General features: G+C 71.7%; 19 protein-coding genes and 1 pseudogene. 5 read left to right on the top strand and 15 right to left on the bottom strand.

Translation table 11 applies throughout. The features are described 5' to 3' along the window. Positions 1–5 precede the first annotated feature (5 nt). From JO379_RS21345 to JO379_RS21335, 3 genes are all read left to right on the top strand, one after another. Complete coding sequence (locus JO379_RS21345) at positions 6–596, top strand: hypothetical protein (protein WP_372449101.1); 591 nt, start codon at positions 6–8, stop codon at positions 594–596. Positions 597–683: 87 nt separating this feature from the next. Beyond that, on the top strand, positions 684–1,238 hold the full coding sequence (locus JO379_RS21340; protein ID WP_130879563.1) for a VanZ family protein: 555 nt from the start codon (positions 684–686) through the stop codon (positions 1,236–1,238). A 107-nt stretch (positions 1,239–1,345) separates the two neighbouring features. Beyond that, the gene (locus JO379_RS21335; RefSeq protein ID WP_130879562.1) at positions 1,346–1,555 is read left to right on the top strand and encodes a PspC domain-containing protein; all 210 of its coding nucleotides are present in this window, start codon (positions 1,346–1,348) and stop codon (positions 1,553–1,555) included. Positions 1,556–1,778: 223 nt separating this feature from the next. Here the strand turns inward: JO379_RS21335 and JO379_RS21330 are convergent, their stop codons facing one another. Continuing rightward, positions 1,779–2,165: an ATP-binding protein gene (locus tag JO379_RS21330; RefSeq protein ID WP_165451579.1), complete on the bottom strand. Its 387-nt coding sequence runs from the start codon at positions 2,163–2,165 to the stop codon at positions 1,779–1,781. Positions 2,166–2,302: 137 nt separating this feature from the next. Then, positions 2,303–3,469: an adenosine deaminase gene (locus tag JO379_RS21325; protein ID WP_130879560.1), complete on the bottom strand. Its 1,167-nt coding sequence runs from the start codon at positions 3,467–3,469 to the stop codon at positions 2,303–2,305. Between the two features lie 103 nt (positions 3,470–3,572). Here JO379_RS21325 and JO379_RS21320 point away from each other — a divergent pair, with 103 nt between their 5' ends. Next, positions 3,573–4,340, top strand: a complete 768-nt coding sequence (locus JO379_RS21320) for an alpha/beta hydrolase (protein WP_209516432.1) — start codon at positions 3,573–3,575, stop codon at positions 4,338–4,340. A 135-nt stretch (positions 4,341–4,475) separates the two neighbouring features. On the opposite strand, the gene JO379_RS21315 is transcribed toward JO379_RS21320, so the two are convergent. Continuing rightward, positions 4,476–5,486, bottom strand: coding sequence for a LysR family transcriptional regulator (locus JO379_RS21315; RefSeq protein WP_207303964.1), 1,011 nt, complete (start codon positions 5,484–5,486; stop codon positions 4,476–4,478). Between the two features lie 62 nt (positions 5,487–5,548). Between JO379_RS21315 and JO379_RS21310 the strand changes: the two genes are divergently transcribed. Then, the gene (locus JO379_RS21310; protein WP_130879558.1) at positions 5,549–6,859 is read left to right on the top strand and encodes an MFS transporter; all 1,311 of its coding nucleotides are present in this window, start codon (positions 5,549–5,551) and stop codon (positions 6,857–6,859) included. A gap of 135 nt (positions 6,860–6,994) precedes the next feature. Here JO379_RS21310 and JO379_RS21305 read toward each other — a convergent pair whose 3' ends face one another. The 12 genes and pseudogenes from JO379_RS21305 to JO379_RS21250 all read right to left on the bottom strand — a co-directional run bounded on the left by JO379_RS21305 (position 6,995) and on the right by JO379_RS21250 (position 20,783). Then, positions 6,995–8,272: a thymidine phosphorylase gene (locus tag JO379_RS21305; RefSeq protein ID WP_130879557.1), complete on the bottom strand. Its 1,278-nt coding sequence runs from the start codon at positions 8,270–8,272 to the stop codon at positions 6,995–6,997. A gap of 101 nt (positions 8,273–8,373) precedes the next feature. Next, positions 8,374–8,718 carry a cytidine deaminase gene (locus JO379_RS21300; protein ID WP_242626284.1) on the bottom strand — a complete coding sequence of 115 codons (345 nt, stop codon included), beginning with the start codon at positions 8,716–8,718 and terminating at the stop codon, positions 8,374–8,376. Positions 8,719–8,765: 47 nt separating this feature from the next. After that, positions 8,766–10,052 (bottom strand): ABC transporter permease, encoded by a 1,287-nt coding sequence (locus tag JO379_RS21295; RefSeq protein WP_130879555.1) that lies wholly within the window; start codon positions 10,050–10,052, stop codon positions 8,766–8,768. Beyond that, complete coding sequence (locus JO379_RS21290; protein ID WP_130879554.1) at positions 10,049–11,161, bottom strand: ABC transporter permease; 1,113 nt, start codon at positions 11,159–11,161, stop codon at positions 10,049–10,051. Before JO379_RS21290 ends, JO379_RS21295 begins: the two co-directional genes overlap by 4 nt. Then, positions 11,158–12,795, bottom strand: a complete 1,638-nt coding sequence (locus JO379_RS21285) for an ABC transporter ATP-binding protein (RefSeq protein WP_130879553.1) — start codon at positions 12,793–12,795, stop codon at positions 11,158–11,160. Before JO379_RS21285 ends, JO379_RS21290 begins: the two co-directional genes overlap by 4 nt. A 206-nt stretch (positions 12,796–13,001) precedes the next feature. After that, positions 13,002–14,033: a BMP family lipoprotein gene (locus tag JO379_RS21280; protein WP_130879552.1), complete on the bottom strand. Its 1,032-nt coding sequence runs from the start codon at positions 14,031–14,033 to the stop codon at positions 13,002–13,004. Between the two features lie 130 nt (positions 14,034–14,163). After that, positions 14,164–15,408 (bottom strand): amidohydrolase, encoded by a 1,245-nt coding sequence (locus tag JO379_RS21275; RefSeq protein WP_209518788.1) that lies wholly within the window; start codon positions 15,406–15,408, stop codon positions 14,164–14,166. 86 nt (positions 15,409–15,494) lie between these two features. Then, the gene (locus JO379_RS21270) at positions 15,495–16,643 is read right to left on the bottom strand and encodes a hypothetical protein (protein WP_209518786.1); all 1,149 of its coding nucleotides are present in this window, start codon (positions 16,641–16,643) and stop codon (positions 15,495–15,497) included. A 125-nt stretch (positions 16,644–16,768) separates the two neighbouring features. Continuing rightward, entirely contained in the window at positions 16,769–17,722 is a 954-nt protein-coding gene (locus JO379_RS21265; protein ID WP_242626225.1) for an N-acetylneuraminate synthase family protein, read from the bottom strand. Positions 17,723–17,784: 62 nt separating this feature from the next. Continuing rightward, positions 17,785–18,969, bottom strand: a complete 1,185-nt coding sequence (locus JO379_RS33390; RefSeq protein ID WP_372449146.1) for an HAD hydrolase family protein — start codon at positions 18,967–18,969, stop codon at positions 17,785–17,787. A 9-nt stretch (positions 18,970–18,978) separates the two neighbouring features. Beyond that, positions 18,979–19,464 (bottom strand): annotated as a pseudogene (locus JO379_RS34190) (acylneuraminate cytidylyltransferase family protein); the annotation flags it as partial. 35 nt (positions 19,465–19,499) lie between these two features. Then, on the bottom strand, positions 19,500–20,783 hold the full coding sequence (locus JO379_RS21250; protein WP_207303990.1) for a DUF6716 putative glycosyltransferase: 1,284 nt from the start codon (positions 20,781–20,783) through the stop codon (positions 19,500–19,502). Positions 20,784–20,935: the final 152 nt, after the last annotated feature.

Genomic DNA, 20,935 nt, shown 5'->3' with positions numbered 1-20,935 from the left:
GGACCGTGACCGCGAGGACCGCGGCCCGGGCACTCGCGCTGGTGCTCGGGGCGGGCGCCCTGGCCGGGTGCGGGATCCGGGGCACGGCCGTGCCGGTGGACGCCGGCAGCGCGCCCTCCCGGGCGACGTGTGTCGTGCGCTCCGGCGCGCAGAGCCTGCCGCCCGCGGGCAGCGTCGCGATGTCCGTGCAGCTCGTGTGCGGCTCGCAGCTGCTGCCGGTGTCCCGGGTCATGCCGCTGCCCGATAAGACGCCCGAGGACGCCCTGACGATCGCCCAGGCGCTCCTGGAGGAGCTGCGGCGGGCGCCCTCGTCCACGGAGGCCGCCGCCGGGTTCTCCACGGACGTCCCGCTGCGGCTGTCCGTCAGCGGGCCGCGCAAGGACGATCCGGCCGGGACGCTGCGGCTGAGCCGCGCCCCGGAGGAGCTGCCGCCGCTCGCGGTGGCGCAGCTCGTGTGCACATTCACGAGCACCGCCGCGACGGGCAGCAAGGCCGCGGTCGTCCTCGGCGGGCCGGGCGACGAGGCGCCCAAGCGCTTCGCCTGCACCGACGAGGTCCGGACCCGCCCGGAGACCGTGCGGGGCACCGCCGTCTGACGGGGCGCGGCGGCGTAGCGCCAGGGCGTTGACGCTCTGTTGCGGACCGGCGGAACCGCGCGGGGCGCGCGCCGCGTCCTGTGGGGCGTGCAGGGTCATGGTTACGGCGGTACGACCGCCCTCCGATACCGCTACCGCGTCGCGGGCTGCGTCCTTCTGGCCGTCCACCTCCTCGTCGTCGGCTGGCTGGCCCTGCGCCCGCTGACCGCGCCGTGGGTGACCGCCGCGCAGGTCGAGCCGCTGGCCACCATCCGCGCCGACCTGGCGCTGGCGCCGTGGGACGCGGCCCGGGCGATCGGCGCGATGGTGCTGACGTTCGCGCCGCTGGGCGTGCTGCTGCCGTGGGCCCGCGGCCGGCTGGCGGTGTCGTCGCTGGGCTCGCTGACCCGCACGGTGTTCACCAGCGCGATGATCGCGCTGGTGCTCCAGGTGGTGCAGAGCGGCGTGGTGGGCCAGGTGCTGAACGCGGACGCGTTGTTGCTGAACGTGACGGGGGTGGCCCTCGCGCATCTGGCGGTGGTCCCGGCCGTCCGGGCCCGGCTCCGTCGCGGGGGTGAGGTGCGGCCCCGCAAAGCCCTCCGCCGGGATGAGGTGACTCAGGGTATGACCCCGACGATCCCCAGGGTCGGTATCGCCCCTTAGAGTGACGCTTTGCCCGGGGCGCGGTCGTAGCGTGGAGTCATCAGGGAAACCCCCGCGGCCGCCGCTTCACCAGCGCGTCGCCGCACCGACGACGAGGAGTCGCCACCATGTCCGCTCCGCTGGTCCGCCCCCGGAACAACAGGATGATCGCCGGTGTCTGCGCGGGTCTGGCCCAGCGCTTCGGCGTCTCCCGTACGACGATGCGGGTGATCTTCCTGGTCTCGTGCCTGCTGCCCGGCCCCCAGTTCGTGCTGTATCTGGCGCTGTGGCTGCTGCTGCCGAGCGAGAAGGCACACAGCGAGGCCACCGCCTGGTGACCTACGGGCTGTTTTTTGGACCGTCGGCTACGGCCCTCCGTGCCGCCTGCGGCGGCGGGCGCCCTGCGGGCGCGTCCGCAAACGCCGGACAGGCTGATTTCGGCTGAGCTCAGCCCATGCCGGCCGCTGGGGCACCTGCCGGACATCCCGCAGCGCCCTCACGCGCACGGCGGGCCGCGCACCCCTTACGGGTGCGCGGCCCGCTCGTCGCGTGGGTACGGCGTCAGCCGGTGAGGCCGCCGACCGGGAGGCCCTTGGTGGGCAGCTTGCCGGCGAGGGCGCCGGGCTGCAGGCCGCCGAGCAGACCGCCGTTGCCCTTGGTGTCGGTCGGCAGGAGGTGGGGGGCCGCCGCGGTGTCGACGGCCTTGGCGGCGCTCGTCACGACGCCGGTGGCGATGGCCCGGTTCACGGCGGAGACGACCGGTCCCCCGGCCGGGGCCAGGTTGGCGACCTGCTCTACGGGGAGGCCCGCCATGGTGCCCTGGGCGGTGGTGCTGACCGACTCGAGAGTTCCGGCGGTACCGGCCGCGGAGGCGGTGCCCGACGCCGTGACGGCGAAGGCGGCACCGACGGCGGCGACGCCGAGCGTCTTGATGGTTCCCTGCTTCATCAGAAATCTGTCCTCGTGACGGGGGGATTTTGAGCGGCACTGCAACCTAGTCACGAGTCCGGGGAGCCCGCAAACAATGACACGGCCGGGACATTGAAGTCCCGGCCGTTTTCACTGTATTCGACGCTGATGGACCGTCAGCCCTCGGTGGAGCCGGAATTGCTGGTCACAGCGGTCGCGGCGGCCGTCTGGCGGAACAGCCACTCCGACCGCAGCTCCGCATAACCCGGCTTGATCACGTCATTGATCATGGCCAGACGTTCATCGAATGGGATGAACGCGGACTTCATTGCGTTGACGGTGAACCACTGCATGTCGTCGAGGGAATAGCCGAACGCCTTGACCAGGTGCTCGAATTCGACACTCATGCTCGTGCCGCTCATCAGACGATTATCCGTATTCACCGTCAGACGGAAATGCAACTTCCGCAGAAGGCCGATCGGATGGTCCTCGTACGAGCTCGCGGCGGCGGTCTGGAGGTTCGACGTCGGGCACATCTCCAGCGGAATGCGCTTGTCCCGGACGTAGGAGGCCAGCCGACCGAGCGTGACCGTGCCGTCCTCGGCGACCTGGATGTCGTCGATGATGCGCACGCCGTGGCCGAGCCGGTCGGCGCCGCACCACTGGAGCGCCTGCCAGATGGACGGCAGGCCGAAGGCCTCGCCCGCGTGGATCGTGAAGTGGTTGTTCTCGCGCTTGAGGTACTCGAACGCGTCCAGGTGGCGGGTGGGCGGGAAGCCCGCCTCCGCGCCCGCGATGTCGAAGCCGGCCACGCCGCTGTCGCGGTAGCGGTTGGCGAGTTCGGCGATCTCCAGCGCACGGGCGGCGTGCCGCATGGCGGTGAGCAGCGCGCCGACGCGGATGCGGTGACCATTGGCCTTGGCCCGGCGCTCGCCCTCGCGGAAGCCCTCGTTCACGGCCTCGACGACCTCTTCGAGGGTGAGCCCGCGCTCCAGGTGCTGCTCGGGGGCGTAGCGCACCTCGGCGTAGACGACGCCGTCCTCGGCCAGGTCCTCGGCGCACTCGGCGGCCACCCGGAACAGGGCCTCGCGGGTCTGCATGACGGCACAGGTGTGCGCGAACGTCTCCAGATAGCGCTCCAGCGAACCGGAGTCGGCCGCCTCCCGGAACCAGACGCCCAGCTTGTCCGGGTCGGTCTCGGGGAGGTTGGCGTAGCCGATCTCGCGAGCGAGATCGACGACGGTGCCGGGGCGCAGGCCGCCGTCCAGGTGGTCGTGGAGCAGCACCTTGGGCGCGCGCCGGATCTGATCGGGGGTGGGCTGTGAGGTGGTCTCGCTCGTCATCTCGGCACTCTAGCCCCTACGCGCGTAGATGGCGGCGAACGATACGGAACGGTGACCCGTCGGCGGGGTGGACACCACCGGGCCTTCTGCCATCGTTTCTGCCATGGCTCAGCAAGCGTTGCCGCAGCGGGACCCGGAGAGAACGGTCCGCCTCGGAAAACCGCTCGGTGCCGGGCACACCGTGCACGGTGTGGCCCTGTTGCTCCCCGGCGGCCGGGCCGCCGGGACCCGGCGCCCCTCCCTCCTGGCGCTCGCCGCGCAGCGCCCACTGGCTCGCCGGCTGACCCGTGCGGGTGAGACCGAAGGACTGGTCACCCATGTCGTCCGCTACCGCTACCGCGGCTGGAACGGCACCGCGGCCCACCCGGTGCGGGACGCGGAGTGGGCCGTGGACGAGGTCGTCCGGCGCTACGGCGATGTGCCGGTCGTCCTGATCGGTACGGGCATGGGGGCGCGCGCGGCGCTGAGCGCCGCCGGGCACAAGGCGGTGACCTCGGTACTGGCGCTCTCGCCCTGGCTGCCGGAGCCCGAGGCGGTCATCGACCCCGATCCCGTCCGGCAGCTCGCCGGCCGCACGGTGCTGCTCGTGCACGGCACCGACGACGAGCGCACCGACCCCGACCTCTCCTACCGGCTCGCCGAGCGGGCCAAGAAGGTCAACCGCGACACCTGCCGGTTCGAGGTCCACTCCGACGGTCACGACCTGCGGCAGCACCGGTCCGAAGTGCTGGCGCTCGCGGCGGACTTCGTACGGGGTTCGCTGTTCGGGCACCACTACGCCCGGCCGCTGGCGGACGCGCTGGCGGCGCCGCCGCCGCTGGGCCTGCGCATGCCGTTGGCCTGCGGCTTCGGGGAGTCGTTGGGGCACTGAGTGCCGTGGGTCCGCAAAGGCCGGGCGGGCTGCTGTCTCCTACGTCCTCAAGCGCCGGACGGGCTGGTGTGCTGTGTCCTCAAACGCCGGACGGGCTGGATTTCCAGCCCGTCCGGGGCGGAGCCCCGAAGGCCGTCAGCCGTGCAGCAACTGCCCGCGCCGGGACAGCAGGAACTTCTTGAAGGCCGCCACGGGCGGGGTGTCGGGATGTCCGTCGAGCCAGGCCACACCGATCTCGCGGAAAGCGCGCGGGGCGGTGACGGTCAGCTCGACGACCCCGGGGCGGGGGACGGCCGGGGGTGGCAGCAGCGCGACGCCGAGGCCCGCGGCCACCAGGCCGCGGAGCGTCTCGGCCTCCTCGCCCTCGAAGGCGACCTTCGGGGTGAAGCCCGCCTCGGCGCAGACCGCGTCGGTGATGCGGCGCAGCCCGTAGCCCGGTTCGAGGGTGACGAAGAGTTCGGCGGCGGCCTCGGCGAGCCGGACGCGCTTACGGGCGGCCAGCGGATGGTCCTCGGGGACGACGAGCCGGAGCTTCTGCTCGTCCAGGCGGCGGGCGACCAGGTCGGGGGCATCGGGCACGGGCGAGGTCAGACACAGGTCGAGGTCGCCGGTGCGCAGACGTTCGAGCATGGCCTCGCCGTAGTTCTGCACGAGCTGGAACCGTACGCGCGGGTGATCGACGCGGAAGGCGCGGATGAGCCCGGGGACGGTCTCGGGGCCGAGGGTGTGCAGAAATCCGAAGGCGACCTTGCCGGCCGCCGGATCGGCATCGGCCCGTACGGACTCGGCGGCGCGGTCGACCTCCGACAGGGCGCGCTCGACGGAGACGAGGAAGGCGCGGCCGGCGGCGGTGAGCGAGACGGTGCGGCCGTGACGGGCGAACAGCGCGACACCCAGGTCGTGTTCGAGCCGGGCCATCGCACGGCTGAGGGTGGACTGCGGCATGGCGAGCTGCTGCGCGGCCCGGGTGACGTGCTCGTGGCGGGCGACGGCCACGAATTGGGCGAGGCGCGGGGTGAGGGTGACCGCCCAGGAATCCACCTCGATGTCAGGTGTGTCGGGTGTTACCGGGATGTCAAAATTCTTGGTAACTCCCGTGTTGCCACTTGGTGACAGAGCCCTGGCTGACCTGCGCTGATGCTGCATGGGAACGATTATCGCGATTTTGTGCATTGGACGCATGAGCGGTGCATGCATACGGTCGGTACATGCCTCCTGCGGATACCGGGGCATCCGACGTGATCACGCGTCCGGATGCCTCTGCCTCGTCGTCCCCGACTCCTGTCTCTCCCTCCTCGCCCTGCGACACCAAGCTGGCCCCCGGCGGGCCCGGCTACCGCCGGATGAGCTTCGCGCTCTTCGCCGCCGGTGTCGCCACCTTCGCGCTCCTCTACTCCACGCAGGCCCTCCTGCCGGCGATCTCCGCCGACCTCGGGGTGACGCCGGATCAGGCGAGCTGGACCGTGTCCGCCGCGACGGGCGCGCTCGCCGTCGCCGTCGTCCCGCTGAGCGCACTCTCCGAGCGCTTCGGGCGCCGCGCGATGATGACGGCCGCGCTCTGTGTGGCCGCGCTCGTGTCGCTGCTCGTGCCGTTCGCCCCGGACCTCGGCTGGCTGATCGCGCTGCGCGCCGTGCAGGGCGTGGCGCTGGCCGGTCTGCCCGCCTCGGCGATGGCGTTCCTGGCGGAGGAGGTGCGCCCGAAGGCACTGGTCGGCGCGATCGGGCTGTTCGTCGCGGGCAACGCGATCGGGGGCATGTCCGGACGGATCGTCACCGGCTGGGTGGCCCAGGCCTGGGGCTGGCGGGCCGGGCTCGCCGCGGTCGGGCTGATGGCCATGGTGTGCGCGGTCGTCTTCCGGCTGCTGATCCCGAAGGCCCGGCACTTCACCCCGGCCACCGTCTCGCCGCGGGCCCTGGCCCGTACGGTCGGCGGTCATCTCTCCGACCCGCTGCTGCGCCGGCTGTACGCGATCGGCGCGCTGTTCATGACCGTCTTCGGCGCGGTCTACACGGTCATCGGCTACCGCCTGGTCGAGGCGCCGTTCTCGCTGCCGCAGGGTGTCGTCGGTTCGATCTTCCTGGTCTATCTGGTCGGTACCGTCTCCTCGGCGGCGGCCGGAAAGCTCGTCGGCCGGCTGGGCCGGCGGGGCGCGCTGTATCTGGCGGTGGGCACGACGACGGCCGGCCTGCTGCTGTCCCTGACCGAGTCGCTGGGGGCCGTACTGCTCGGCCTGGTCCTCATCACGGCGGGTTTCTTCGCGGGCCACGCGGTGGCCTCGTCCTCGGTGAGCCGCGCGGCCAAGACCGGCCGGGCGCAGGCGTCGGCGCTCTATCAGACGGCGTACTACCTGGGCAGCTCGCTGGGCGGCACGGTGGGGGCACTCGCCTACAACTGGGGCGGCTGGGACGGCACGGTGGTGCTGGGTCTGGTGGCCATGGTGAGCGCGGCGTCCATCACCCTCTACGCCACGCGTAAGGCTCTCGCCGAGCAGCGGGTGATCGTGGCGGCCCGCCGCTGAGGCCCCGCCAAACGCCGGACGGGCTGCGAAAGCAGCCCGTCCGGCGTTTGAGGACGCGCCCGCAGGGCGCCCGCCGCCGCAGGCGGCCAGACGGCCTGTATGCGGCGACGAGAACACCCGTACGGGAAAACCGCGTCAGCTGATGCGGTCCAGCACGATCGGGTTCGCGGTGAACTCCGTGCCGGCCGGGGCGTAGTCCGCGGCGCCTTCCAGGGCCTGGAGGGCGTAGTCGAACTTCTCCGGCGTGTCGGTGTGCAGGGTCATCAGCGGCTGGCCCGCCGTGACCGTGTCGCCCGGCTTGGCGTGCAGCTCGATGCCCGCGCCGAACTGGACCGGGTCCTCCTTGCGCGCGCGGCCGGCGCCCAGGCGCCAGGCGGAGACGCCGACGGCGTAGGCGTCGAGCTTGGTGAGGATGCCGGACTCGGCGGCCGTCACGACGTGCTGCTCGCGGGCGACCGGCAGGGCCGCGTCCGGGTCGCCGCCCTGCGCGATGATCATGCGGCGCCAGTGGTCCATCGCGGAGCCGTCCGCGAGGGCCTTGGCCGGGTCGGCGTCGGGCAGACCGGCCGCGACGAGCATCTCGCGGGCCAGCGCGATGGTCAGCTCGACGACATCGGCCGGGCCGCCGCCCGCGAGGACCTCGACGGACTCGCGGACCTCGAGGGCGTTGCCCGCGGTCAGGCCGAGCGGGGTCGACATGTCGGTGAGCAGCGCGACGGTCTTCACGCCGTGGTCCGTGCCCAGGCCGACCATGGTGGAGGCCAGCTCACGGGCGTCGGCGAGGTTCTTCATGAAGGCGCCGGAGCCGACCTTGACGTCCAGGACGAGCGAGCCCGTACCCTCGGCGATCTTCTTCGACATGATGGACGAGGCGATCAGCGGGATGGCCTCGACCGTGCCGGTCACGTCGCGCAGCGCGTAGAGCTTCTTGTCGGCGGGGGCCAGGCCGTCGCCCGCCGCGCAGATGACGGAGCCGACGTTGCGCAGGACGTCCATCATCTCGTCGTTGGAGAGCAGCGCGCGCCAGCCGGGGATGGACTCCAGCTTGTCGAGCGTGCCACCGGTGTGGCCGAGGCCGCGGCCGGAGAGCTGCGGCACGGCCGCGCCGCAGGCGGCGACGAGCGGGGCCAGCGGCAGGGTGATCTTGTCGCCGACGCCGCCGGTGGAGTGCTTGTCGGAGGTCGGGACGGGCAGCGAGGAGAAGTCCATGCGCTCGCCCGACTTGATCATCGCGGCGGTCCAGCGGGCGATCTCCGCGCGGTCCATGCCGTTGAGCAGGATCGCCATCGCGAGCGAGGACATCTGCTCGTCGGCGACCTCGCCGCGGGTGTACGCGTCGATGACCCAGTCGATCTGCGCGTCGGTCAGTCGGCCGCGGTCACGCTTGGTGCGGATAACGGAAATGGCGTCCATCAGCACATTTTCCTTAAGGTTCGTGCGTCCTCAGTCTTCCCGGGGCCGGAAAGTGACCCGGAGGGGCTGAACATCAGCCCCTCCGGCGCTTGAGGACATCTTTATCGATTCAGGTCGGCGGGCCCAAACGCGTCCGGCAGCAGCTCCGCCAGCGGGCGGACCCCCTTGGCGGTGTCCACGGCCAGCTCCGGGCCGCCGTGCTCCCACAGGAGCTGACGGCAGCGGCCGCACGGCATGAGGATGTTGCCGTGCCGGTCGCAGCAGGTGAACGCGGTGAGCCGGCCGCCGCCCGAGGAAATGAGAGCGGAGATCATGCCGCACTCGGCGCAGAGGGTCACGCCGTAGGCGGCGTTCTCCACATTGCAGCCGGTGACGGTGCGCCCGTCGTCGACGAGGGCCGCCGAGCCGACGGGGAAACCGGAGTACGGGGCGTAGGCCCGGGACATCGCGTCCCGGGCCTGCGTCCGCAGGTTCTCCCAGTCGATGGGAGAGGTCACTTTCCTTCGCCCTTCCGATAGGGCTTGCCATTGGCCTTCGGCATCCGCAGACGTTGCGCGGAGAAGGACAGTACGAGCAGCGTCGCGACGTACGGGGTGGCGTCGACGAGCTCCAGCGGCACGGTCTTGGTCATCGTGTACCAGACGATGAGCGCCACACCGAAGGCCGCGCTGACGATCGCGGGCCGGGTCTTGCCGGCCCGCAGCCGCCAGGCGGCGAAGCCGATCAGCAGCACCGCGACGAGCAGCAGCAGCGCGTGGACGGTCGGGCCGCCGGAGCGCAGCTGGAGGCTGTCCATGAAGCCGAACAGACCCGCGCTCATCGCGACGCCGCCCGGCCGCCAGTTGCCGGAGATCATCGTGGCGAGACCGATGTAGCCACGGCCGCCGGTCTGGCCGTCGGAGTACATGTGCGTGCCGATGGCGAGGAACGCGCCACCGAGGCCCGCGAGACCGCCGGAGACGACCACGGCCGCGTACTTGTACTTGTAGACGTTGACGCCGAGGGACTCGGCCGCCACCGGGCTCTCACCGCAGGAGCGCAGGCGCAGACCGAAGGACGAGCGCCACAGCACGAAGAACGTGACGACGAACAGGCCGCCCGCGACGATCGTCAGCCAGGACACGTCGGTGACCAGGCCGTCGACGATGCCCGCGAGGTCGGAGACGAAGAACCAGTCCTTCTTCTCGATCGTGTTCAGCCAGTCGGAGAGACCGGGGATCGAGAAGTGCGGCATGTTGTCCATGACCGGCGACTGTTTGTCGTTGCCGCCCGCCTGCTGGGCCTCGCTGCCCTCCGCGCCGAACCAGAGCTTGGCGAGGTACTGCGTGACGCCGAGCGCCAGGATGTTGATCGCCACACCGGAGATGATGTGGTCGACGCCGAAGGTGACGGTGGCCAGCGCGTGCACGAGGCCGCCGAGCGCGCCGCCGATGATGCCGGCGGCCGCCGCGGCCCAGGGGCCGTGCTGCCAGCCGATCCAGCCGGCGCTGAAGGTGCCGAGCATCATCATGCCCTCGAGGCCGATGTTGACGACGCCCGCGCGCTCGGCCCACAGGCCGCCGAGGCCCGCGAGTCCGATGGGCACGGCCGCGCCGAGGGCACCGCTGAACTGGCCGGAGGAGGTCAGGTCCTCCGCGCCGGTGATCGCCCGCAGGAGGGAGAGCACCAGCAGCCCGCCCGCGATGAGCAGCAGGATCACGGGGTAGGAGAGCTTGCGCCGCTCGCCCTTGTTCTTGCCGGACAGGCCCTTGGCAAGCGCGTCGGTGAAAGTCGTACTCACGCGGAAACCTCCGCCTTGTCGCTCTTGGCCTGGGCGGCGAGCTCCTCGCCGACCTTGCGCTGCTGCATCTTGAGGCCGTACCGGCGCACGACCTCGTACGCGATGACGACGCACAGGACGATGACGCCCTGGATCACTCCGACGATCTCCTGCGCGTAGCCCTCGAACTCGAGCTGCGTGCCGGTGCGGTCCAGGAAGCCCCAGAGCAGGGCGCCGAGCGCCATGCCGATGGGGTGGTTACGGCCCAGCAGCGCGATGGCGATGCCGGTGAAGCCAATGCCGGTGGGGAAGTCGGTGCCGTAGTTGTACGAGACGCCGAGCAGGGTCGGCATGCCGACGAGGCCCGCCATCGCGCCGGAGAGCACCATCGAGGTGATCACCATGCGCTTGACGTTCACGCCGCTGGCCTGCGCCGCGGACTCGGAGCGGCCGACCGTCCGCAGGTCGAAGCCGAACCGGGTGCGGTTCAGACCGAACCAGTAGACGACGCCCGCGAGGGCCGCGATCACGACGAAGCCGTAGATCGGCTTGGGCATGGTCGGGATCTCGAAGAAGTGGGCCGAGTCGGGCAGGTAGGGCGTGTGGATCAGGTTGCCCTCCTTCTCCGCGAGCCGCCCGTCCTGGAGCAGGTAGCCGATCAGCGAGGCGCCGATGGCGTTCAGCATGATCGTGCTGATCACCTCGCTGACGCCGCGGGTGGTCTTCAGCAGACCGGCGATACCGGCCCAGATCGCGCCCACGATCATCGCGACGAGGATCATGACCGGGATCTGGATGATGCCCGGCAGCGCCATCGCGCCACCGACGACGGCGGCGAAGAAGGCCGCGATGCGGTACTGGCCGTCGACGCCGATGTTGAAGAGGTTCATCCGGAAGCCGATGGCGACGGCCAGCGCGGCCAGGTAGTACGGGGTCGCCTTGTTGACGATCCAGACCTGGCTGTCGCTCTTCGACCCGAAGTCGACCATCACCTGGTAGGCGTGGAACGGGTCCTTGCCGGTGGAGACGATGATCAGCGAGGTGATGACCAGCGCGGCCACGATCGCGAGGACCGGGGCGGCGAAGCCCAGGACGATCTTGTCCTTGTCGAACTTCTTGGTGAGGCTCATGCGGAATCGCCCCCTTCCCGCTTCGTGTCGTTGCTGTCGGCAGCGGTGTCGGTCGCGGCGTCCCCGCCGTCCTCGACATGCTCAAGGTGGCCGGTTGCGGCGCCGGTCATGGCCGAGCCCAACTCCTCCGGGGTGATGGTGGCCGGGTCCGCGTCGGCGACCAGACGGCCGCGGAACATGACCCGCAGGGTGTCGGAGAGCCCGATGAGCTCGTCCAGGTCGGCGGAGATCAGCAGCACCGCCAGACCCTCGCGGCGCGCCTCGCGGATCTGGTCCCAGATCTGCGCCTGCGCGCCGACGTCCACGCCCCGCGTGGGGTGCGCGGCGATGAGGAGCTTCGGCTGGTGGCTCATCTCGCGGCCGACGATCAGCTTCTGCTGGTTGCCGCCGGACAGCGAGGCCGCGGTGACCTCGATGCCGGGGGTGCGCACGTCGTACTCGCGGACGATCCGCTCGGTGTCGGTACGGGCGGCCTTGTTGTCCAGGAGCCCGCCCTTGCTGTTGGGCTTCTCCGTGACGTGGCCGAGGATACGGTTCTCCCACAGCGGGGCCTCGAGGAGCAGGCCGTGCCGGTGGCGGTCCTCGGGGATGTAGCCGATGCCGCCCTCGCGCCGCTTGCGGGTCGGGGCCTTGGTGATGTCGGCGCCGTCGAGGGTCACGACGCCCTCGCTCGGGGTCCGCATGCCCATGATGGCCTCGACCAGTTCGGCCTGGCCGTTGCCCTCCACGCCCGCGAGGCCGAGGACCTCGCCCTTGTGGATGGTGAAGGTGATGCCGTCGAGCACCGCCCGGACGACGCCGTCGGGGTCGGTGGCGGACAGCCGCAGCCCCTCGACGTTCAGCATCGGCGTGTCGGTGACCGTCGACTCCCGGGTCTCGGGCGAGGGCAGCTCGCTGCCGACCATCAGCTCAGCGAGCTGCTTGGGCGTCGTCTCACTCGGGGCCACGGAGGCGACGGTGGTGCCGCGCCGGATGACGGTGATGTCGTCGGCGACGGAGAGCACCTCGCCGAGCTTGTGCGAGATGAAGATGACGGTCAGGCCCTCGGCCTTGAGCTCGCGCAGGTTGTCGAACAGGGCGTCGACCTCCTGGGGCACCAGGACGGCGGTCGGCTCGTCGAGGATCAGCGTGCGCGCACCCCGGTAGAGGACCTTGAGGATCTCCACCCGCTGGCGGTCGGCGACGCCGAGGTCCTCGACGAGGACGTCGGGACGGACGCCGAGGCCGTACGCGTCGGAGATCTCCTTGATCTTCGCGCGGGCCTTGTCGCCGATGCCGTGCAGCTTCTCGGCGCCGAGGACCACGTTCTCCAGGACGGTGAGGTAGTCGGCCAGCATGAAGTGCTGGTGCACCATGCCGATGCCGCGCGCGATGGCGTCACCGGGGCTGTGCAGGGTGACCTGCTCGCCGTCGAGCGTGATGGTGCCCTCGTCCGGCTTCTGCATGCCGTAGAGGATCTTCATCAGGGTCGACTTGCCGGCGCCGTTCTCACCACAGAGGGCGTGCACGGTGCCGCGGCGGACGGACAGATGGATGTCGTGGTTGGCCACGACACCGGGGAACCGCTTGGTGATGCCCGCGAGTTCTACGGCGGGGGCGGTACCAGCGGAGGCGGTACTACTGGACGCTTTGATGGCGCACTCTCCTCGGGGAAGGGAGCGGGGAAGCCTGGTCGGCAGGACGGGCTACCGGAAAGATCTCCGGCTGAGCGGGGGCGACGCTACCGCGTCAACGCCACGCTACGCGCGTAGCGTTGGCTCGCATCGCGGGCCCGGCACGAGAAGAACGCTTCTCGTACCGGGCCCCATGACCTACTGGACCGGTCGAAACCGGTCATGGATCACGGAGAGGTCTTGACCTTGACCGAACCGTCCGCGATCTTCTTCTTCGCTTCCTCGATCTTGGCCTTGATGTCGTCGATGTGACCACCGGAGGTGGCCAGCGAGACGCCGCCGTCCTTGAGCAGGTAGGCGTGCGGGCCGGTCAGCGGCTTGCCGTCCTTGACGCTCTTGGCCAGGTCGAACACCGCGACGTCGACGTTCTTGACGACCGAGGTGAGGATCGAGTCCTTGTACTTCGCGAGGCCCGGCTGCTGGTACGCGTCGGAGTCGACGCCGATCGCCCAGGCACCCTTCTGACCCGCGACGGCCTCGATCGAGCCGTTGCCGGAGAGACCGGCCGCGGTGTAGATCACGTCGATGCCCGAGTCGAGCATGCCCTTGGCCTTGTCCTTGGCGGCCGCCGGGTCGTTGAAGCCCTTGTCGTTGTTCGGGTACAGGTACTGCGAAGTGACCTCGATCTTCGGGTCGGCCGCCTTCGCGCCCTGCTCGAAGCCCGCCTGGAACTTCTGGATCAGTGCGTTGTTCACACCGCCGATGAAGCCGACCTTGTGGGTCTTGGACTTCAGGGCCGCGGCGACACCCGCGAGGTAGGAACCCTCGTGCTCACCGAAGGTGATGCTTTCGACATTGTCGCCCTTGGCAACCGAGTCGACCACGGCGAAGGTCGTCTTCGGGAAGTCCTTGGCGACCTTCTCGATCGACTTCGAGTAGTTGAAGCCCACGCCGATGACCGGGTTGTAACCCGCCTCGGCGAGGGAGTTCAGCCGCTGCTCGCGCTCGGCCTCGGTCTCGCCGTTCTTGGCGGTCAGCATGCGGGCGCCGACGCCCAGCTCCTTCTGTGCCTTGTCCACGCCACGGGCGGCGGACTCGTTGAAGGAGTGGTCGTCACGGCCGCCGACATCGAACGCGAGACCGATGCCCTTGTCCTTGCCGCCACCCGATTCGGTGGAGGACTCACCACAGGCGGTGAGGGAGAATGCGAGAGCCGCGGTAGCAAAACCCGCGACAGTGATTGTGGATACCCGGCGCACGAGGGGCCCCTTCACTCGAAGCGCCTCCGTCGGCGCTGGTTCGCGGGCATCGTAACGCGCGTAGATGCAGATAAAAGGGGTGCTTCAAAGCCGTTATCGGATCGTCGCGAACCTGTCTTGACCCGAATGGCTACATTCGCCCTCCATCCAGCAATGCGGCGGCGGTGAACAGTTCCACGGCCACCTGGATCGCGCCCTCGTCCACGTCGAAATCACCGCAATGCAGGTCACGGCGGGTCGTATCGCCGACGGGACGCACGCCGAGCCGGGCCATCGCCCCCGGCACCCGCTCCAGGTACCAGGAGAAGTCCTCGCCACCCAGGCTCTGCTCGGTGTCCTCGATCGCGAAGGTGCCGCGCCGGGCCGCCATGGCCCGCCGCAGCAGGCCCGTGACCTCGGGATCGTTGACCACCGGGGGCACGCCGCGGACGTAGTTGATCTCCGATTTGGCGCGGTGCATCGTGGCGACCTCGTCGATCGCGGCGTGCACCAGGTCGGGGGCGTCCCGCCAGGCGTTCAGATCCAGGCAGCGAACAGTTCCGGACAGTTCCGCGTGCTGCGGGATGACATTGCAGGCGTGCCCAGCCTCCAGCCGTCCCCAGGTGACGGCCAGGCCCGAACGGGCGTCCACCCGGCGGGCGAGCAGGGCGGGCACGTCGGTGGCGACCCGGGCGGCGGCCGTGACCAGGTCGGTGGTGAAGTGCGGGCGGGCGGTGTGCCCGCCGGGGCCGTCCAGCGAGACCTCCAGCCGGTCGCACGCGGAGGTGATCGGCCCCGCCCGCAGCCCGAGCCGGCCGACCTCGACCTTGGGGTCGCAGTGCACGGCGATGATCCGGCCCACGCCGTCCAGCGCCCCGAACTCGATCGCGTCGAGCGCGCCGCCGGGCAGCACCTCCTCGGCGGGCTGGAAGATCAGCCGCACCGGGCGCGGCAGCAGGGCGCGCTCCGCCAGCTCGGCGAGGACGAGACCGGCGCCGAGGACGGCGGTGGTGTGCACGTCGTGACCACAGGCGTGCGCCATCTTGGGGACGGTCGAGCGGTACGGGACCGTCTTGGTGTCCGGGATGGGCAGCGCGTCGAGATCCGCGCGGAGCGCGAGCATCGGCCGCCCGGCACCGGCCCACGCCCCGGTGCCGGTGTCGATGTCCGGGCCGATGTCACAGACGATCCCGGTGCCCATGGTCAGCGTGCGGGGTCTGAGCCCCGCTTTCTCCAGCCTCGCCTTCACCGCCGCCGTGGTACGGAACTCGCGGTTCCCCAGCTCGGGGTGCATATGCAAGTCCCGCCGGAAGTTGATGAGTTCGGCGCGCAGCCCCGAGGGCAGCGCGCCGGGAAGATCGCCATCGGCGGTATCGGGCTCGGCTTCGCAAGGCATCAGATGGTTCACCCTGCGAAGGGTAGAGCCACGAATGGGGCAACTGCCGCCCGATCAAGAAAAGTTCAGCCGCATGGATGGGTTCCCTATGGGGTATGACCCGTATTTACGGCCTGCGTCGTTGAAAGAGGGGCATACGGCAGCCTGCGCACATCGCGGGCCGTGTCCGTGACGCCGGAGAGGAAACCCTCGGCGCGCGGCGAGGCGGTCTCCGTGAGCCAGGCGGGGTCGATGTCGCAGACCACGACGGTGACGCCAGTGCCGACGAGGGCGAGCGGCAGGGTGTGCACCACGGTCGAGGGGAAGCTCAGGACGGTGCGCCCTATGGGGCCGCGGCGGGCGATCAGTTCCAGCGGCAGCTCGGGCCGTACCACCTCCAGACCGAGCCGGGCGCCGATGCGGTGCAGCTTGTCGGTGTGCTCGCGGCGGTGTGCGAAGTAGCGGGTGGCGCCATGGGTGCGGGCCAGCGCGGCGACGGCCTCCAGATAGGCCTCCGCGTCCACGACCCCGGTCTCGACGAGGGACGTTCCGACCAGGTCCGTGCCACGCGTGAGCCGGGGCGGGCCGAAGGTGGCCCGGGTCCAGGCGAAGTCGTTGGCCGTGACGGTCACCCCGGCGGGTGCCTCGACGGGCATCGAGGTGAACACCTCGACGGTTCTGCGGGTGTTCGGAGTGAGTTTCCGGCGCGCGGAAGCAGACACAGGCGCGAAGACGACATCGCGCGCCCCCCGGCCGCCGCGCCGGTGCCAGCGCACGAGGCGTTCGCCGCGCGCGAGTTGGGAGACGAACTCCATCGTCGCCGTGCCGTCGTCCACCACGACCAGTTCCCGGGCCCGCGTGATCATCAACAGCAGCTGGACGTACCGCGAGAACGGGTCGCCGATGACGACGCGGCGCGCCTTGCGCAGCGCCCCGGCGAGCCCCCCGATCGTGTGCGCGGGCGCCCCGGGGCCGCCCCGCGCCTCCTCCCAGCGGACCCGGTACCCCTGCTCCCGGGCCAGTTCGGCCATCCGGCGCAGCTGCCCCCGGGTCATGGGGTCGTGCGGGGCGAGGACGACGAGGAGCAGCCCGCCGACGTCGTCCGCGTCGTCCGGGAGAGGGGGCGTCGCCCGCCCGGCGCTCTGGCGCGGTACGCCGTCGCACAGCGGGCTGTGCTCCGGGCGGGCCGCACCGGTGTGGTGGTGCGCCCATTCGAGGACGTTCAGCAGCTGGACCGGGCTCTCGACGAAGGCCAGGGTCCGTGCCGTGGCCCGCTCGGCGGCGGGCCCGCGGCCCCGGAAGCGGCCGGGCCGGGCGGCCGGGGCCGCCTCCGGGGGTGGGCCGGGGACCGGCCCCTCGGGAGAGGTCACCGTGGTGGCCGTCAGACCGCTACGGGCTTGCGGTCATCGGACCCGCCGGCCTCGGCGACGACGCCCGGCACCCGGCGCAGCTTCTTCATCGGCCCGAGCTCGCTCTCGTACACCTTCTTGACCCCGTCGCCCAGCGACTCCTCGACCACCCGGATGTCGCGCACGAGCCGCTGGAGCCCGCCGGGCTCGACGGACGCGGCCTGGTCGGAGCCCCACATGGCCCGGTCGAGCGTGATGTGGCGCTCGACGAAGCCGGCGCCGAGGGCGACGGCGGCCAGGGTGGTCTGCAGGCCCGTCTCGTGGCCGGAGTAGCCGATCGGCACGTTGGGGTACTCGGCCTGGAGGGTGTTGATCACCCGGAGGTTGAGCTCCTCCGCCTTGGCGGGGTAGGTGGAGGTGGCGTGGCAGAGCACGATGTTCTCGCTGCCGAGCACCTCGACGGCGTGCCGGATCTGCTGCGGGGTCGACATCCCGGTGGACAGGATGACGGTCCGGCCGGTGGCGCGCAGGGTGCGCAGCAGCTCGTCGTCGGTGAGCGACGCGGAGGCGACCTTGTGGGCCGGGACGTCGAACTTCTCCAGGAAGGCCACGGCCTCGGTGTCCCACGGGGAGGCGAACCAGGCGATGCCGCGGCGCTCGCAGTGCTCGGAGATCCGGCGGTACTCCTCCTCGCCGAACTCGACGCGGTGGCGGTAGTCGATGTAGGTCATGCGCCCCCACGGGGTGTCGCGCTCGATGTCCCACTGGTCGCGCGGGGTGCAGATGTCGGGGGTGCGCTTCTGGAACTTGACGGCGTCGCAGCCGGCGTCGGCGGCGGCGTCGATGAGGGCGAAGGCCTTCTCCAGGTCGCCGTTGTGGTTGATGCCGATCTCACCGGTGATGTAGACGGGGTGGCCGGGGCCGACCGCCTTGTCGCCGAGGATGCGGGTGTTCCGGACGGTGCCGGTGGACAGCGTGGGGCTCATGGAGGCCGTTTTCCTTCGGGTTTCGGGTGAGTGCTGCGGTCTGGGGTGAGACGGTCGGACGGTCAGAGGGACGGGCCGAGGAGCCAGGAGGCGATCTCGCGGACGGCGCCGCGGCCGCCGGGCGCGGAGGTGACGGCGCGGGCCGCGCCGCGTACGACGTCGTGCGCGTCGGCGACCGCGACGGGCCAGCCGACGAGGTCGAAGCAGGGCACGTCGTTGACGTCGTTGCCGACGTAGAGCACGCGTTCGGGTGCGACGGCGTGCTCCTCGCACCACTGCTTGAGGGCGAGGTCCTTGCGGTCGATGCCGTGCAGCACGGGCACCCGCAGCTTGCGGCCCCGCGCGGCGACGACCTGGTTCACCTCGGTGGAGAGGATGAGCAGCGCCAGCCCCGCCTTCCGCAGCGCGGCGACACCGAGCCCGTCGCCGCGGTGCACGGCGACGAGTTCGCGCCCGTCGGAGTCGATCAGCACCCGGTCGTCGGTCTGGGTGCCGTCGAAGTCGAGGACGACCGCGTCGACGTCGTCACGGGTGGGCAGCGCGCCGGCCCCGGGGACGTCGAGCAGCGGGGCGAGCGCACGGGCCCGCGCGAGATCGTGCGGGTCGTCGACCTCCAGCACCCGGGCGGCATCGGTCCGCACGAGCTCGGTCCGCCCGAAGAACCGGTGCCCGGCCCTGCGGAACCCGTCCGCGCGCATGGCGTACGCGGCACCGGTCTCCAGCAGGTCCTGGGGTCGGTCCTGGCGGCGGGGGCGGTGGGACTTGTCGTGGTTGACGCCGTGGCCTCCGGCGGCGGGGATGGGGGACGTCGGCCGGGCAACCGCACTCTCGCGCGTGTCCGTGACCTGGGGCGGGCGCCCGCCGGCCCGCGCGTCCGTAGCTGTCCCGGGCGCGGCGCCCTGATCACCGCGGGCGGGGGCCACGGGCCGCGTGGCCCCGGCCTGCGGCGGGGCGTAGCCGGCCGGGGACGGCGTATCGCCCTGCCCGGCAGGGCGCCCTTCACCCGGCCCCGGCGCGGCCACGCTCCCGGCGGATCCCGGGACCACGGCGAGCTCGCCCGCCGACGGCGTATCCCCGTGCCCGACGGCGAACGGCCCACCCGGCGTCGCGCCGGGCACGGCGTCCTGATCCCCCCGGGCCGGGCCGGGCACCACGGCGAGCTCGTCCCCCGACGCCGGCCCGGCACCGGCCCGCACGTCCGTGGCTGCCTCCGGCCCGGCGGGCCGGTCGCCCCGCGCGAGCGGGATCGCGGCAGCCTCCTCGCCGGCTGCGAAGTCGTCCCCCTCCCGCCACACGAAGCCGTGGAAGGGGGCCACCGTCAGGGCACTGTCGGCGCCCTGTTCGAGTACCGCGGCGGCCACGCCGTCGATGTCCTCGCCGGTGAGGAAGGGGCTGGTGCACTGGACCAGCAGGACCGTGCCGACCCGGGTGCCGTGCATGGCCTCGTACGCGTCCATCGCGTGCAGCACCGCCGCCTCGCTCGTCGCGGTGTCGCCCGCGATCACGGCGGGGCGCTGGACCACGACCGCGCCCGCGCCGCGCGCGGTGGCCGCGATGGCGGCGTCGTCGGTGGACACCACGACGTCGGTGACCAGGCGGGCCGCCCGGCAGGCCCGTACCGCGCGGGCGACGAGCGGGATTCCGCCGACCGCGGCGAGGTTCTTGGCGGGCACGCCCTTGGATCCCCCGCGGGCGGGGATGACGGCCAGTACGGCGGCGGGGCCGGACGGGGCGGCGGACATGGCGGTCTCCTTGCGGTCGTGGGGTGTTCCGGCCCTCACAGCTCCCCCAGCCGGCGGATGGCGGGGGCGACGCGCTGGACGCCGTGGCGGTACGCGCCGCGCGCCGCCTCGCGCACCGCGCGCCGCACGGCGCTCGGCTCGCCGGGCTCCCGGGCGGCGCCGGGCAGCGGCCGGCCCTGCGGGTCGAGGCCGTGGCGGGCGAGGATGGCGGGCAGGTAGTGAGGGGCGGTCTCGGGCGTGTAGTACGGGGCGAGCGGGGGCAGCGTGTCCGCCGCGACCAGCTCCGTGATCCGCTTCCGCGCCGCGTCGAAGGCGGTGGCGTACGAGCCGTCCGCGGCGACGCCCTGGCGGGCGGTCCACGCCGGGTCGGCCACCGGCAGGTGCCCGGCGTCGAGTTGGTCCCAGGACGCGAGGCAGCCGGAGCCGAGGAAGTGGTGGTTGCCGAGCGGTTCGCGAATGCCGAGGTCGGTGAGGACGGCGGTCGGGATGCCGCGGTGGAGGGACTCCAGGGCGGCCGTGGAGCTGACGGTCACCAGCAGGTCGGTCCGGTCGAGGACCTCGCCCATGTGCCCGTAGACCAGACGGCAGTTGGGCGGCAGGCCGCCCGGCAGCTTGGCCGCCAGCTTCTGGTACGGGAGTTCCTCGATGTGCGTGGTGTGCTCACCGGGCTTGCTGCGCAGCTTGATGAGCACCTCCCGGCCGGGGTGCCGCCGGGCGTGCCGGACGGCGCGGCGCAGCAGGTACGTACGGTCGGCCCGGTTGTCGGGGACGGAGGGCTGGGCGGCGAACACCACGGTGCGGGGCCCCTCCGAGCCGGCCGGGGCCGTGTACCGCTCGCCGCCGAGGAACGGCAGCGCGCACTCCGTGACGCTCTCCCCCGAGGCGCCGACGCCCGCGTACACCTCGCGGAACCGCCACGCGTCGTGGCGGGAGTTGGCGAGCACCACGTCCGCGCCGTGCCGCAGCAGCAGTCCGTCGGCGAGCTTCTCGTAGACGACGCCCACGTACCCGGTGGCGACGACCGGCCGCGCCGGTGCGCCGTCCCAGGCGCGGGCCAGGCCGTGCAGCATGGCCTGGACGGCGCCGCCGACGCAGGCCAGTACGGTGATGTCGTACCGCCTGCGGTCGATCGCCTGGACGAACTCGGTCCCCGTGACCTCGCGCAGGGCGTCCGCCCGCACGCCGACCTCGGCGAGCTGCCGGACGGTCGGCGTGGCGCGGCCGCGCAGCAGATAGCCGTCGAGCCGGGCGGCGTCCGGGGCGAGGCGGTGGGCGGTGAGGGCACCCCATTTCCACCGGGTGTCGGAATCGGCGAGCACGGCGACGCGCGGCGGGGATTCGGTTCGTTGTGGCACGTGGCCGACGATAGGAATCCATTCCGTTTCGTTGCCCAACGCGAGTTCAACAACCGGTAAACAGCACACCGCCGGACGGCGAATCGACTGGCGTCCGTGGCGGGTTCATCATTCCG

This window comes from Streptomyces syringium, assembly GCF_017876625.1.
Taxonomy (GTDB): Bacteria; Actinomycetota; Actinomycetes; order Streptomycetales; family Streptomycetaceae; genus Streptomyces; species Streptomyces syringius.
This window is presented reverse-complemented; position numbering and strand designations above follow the sequence as displayed.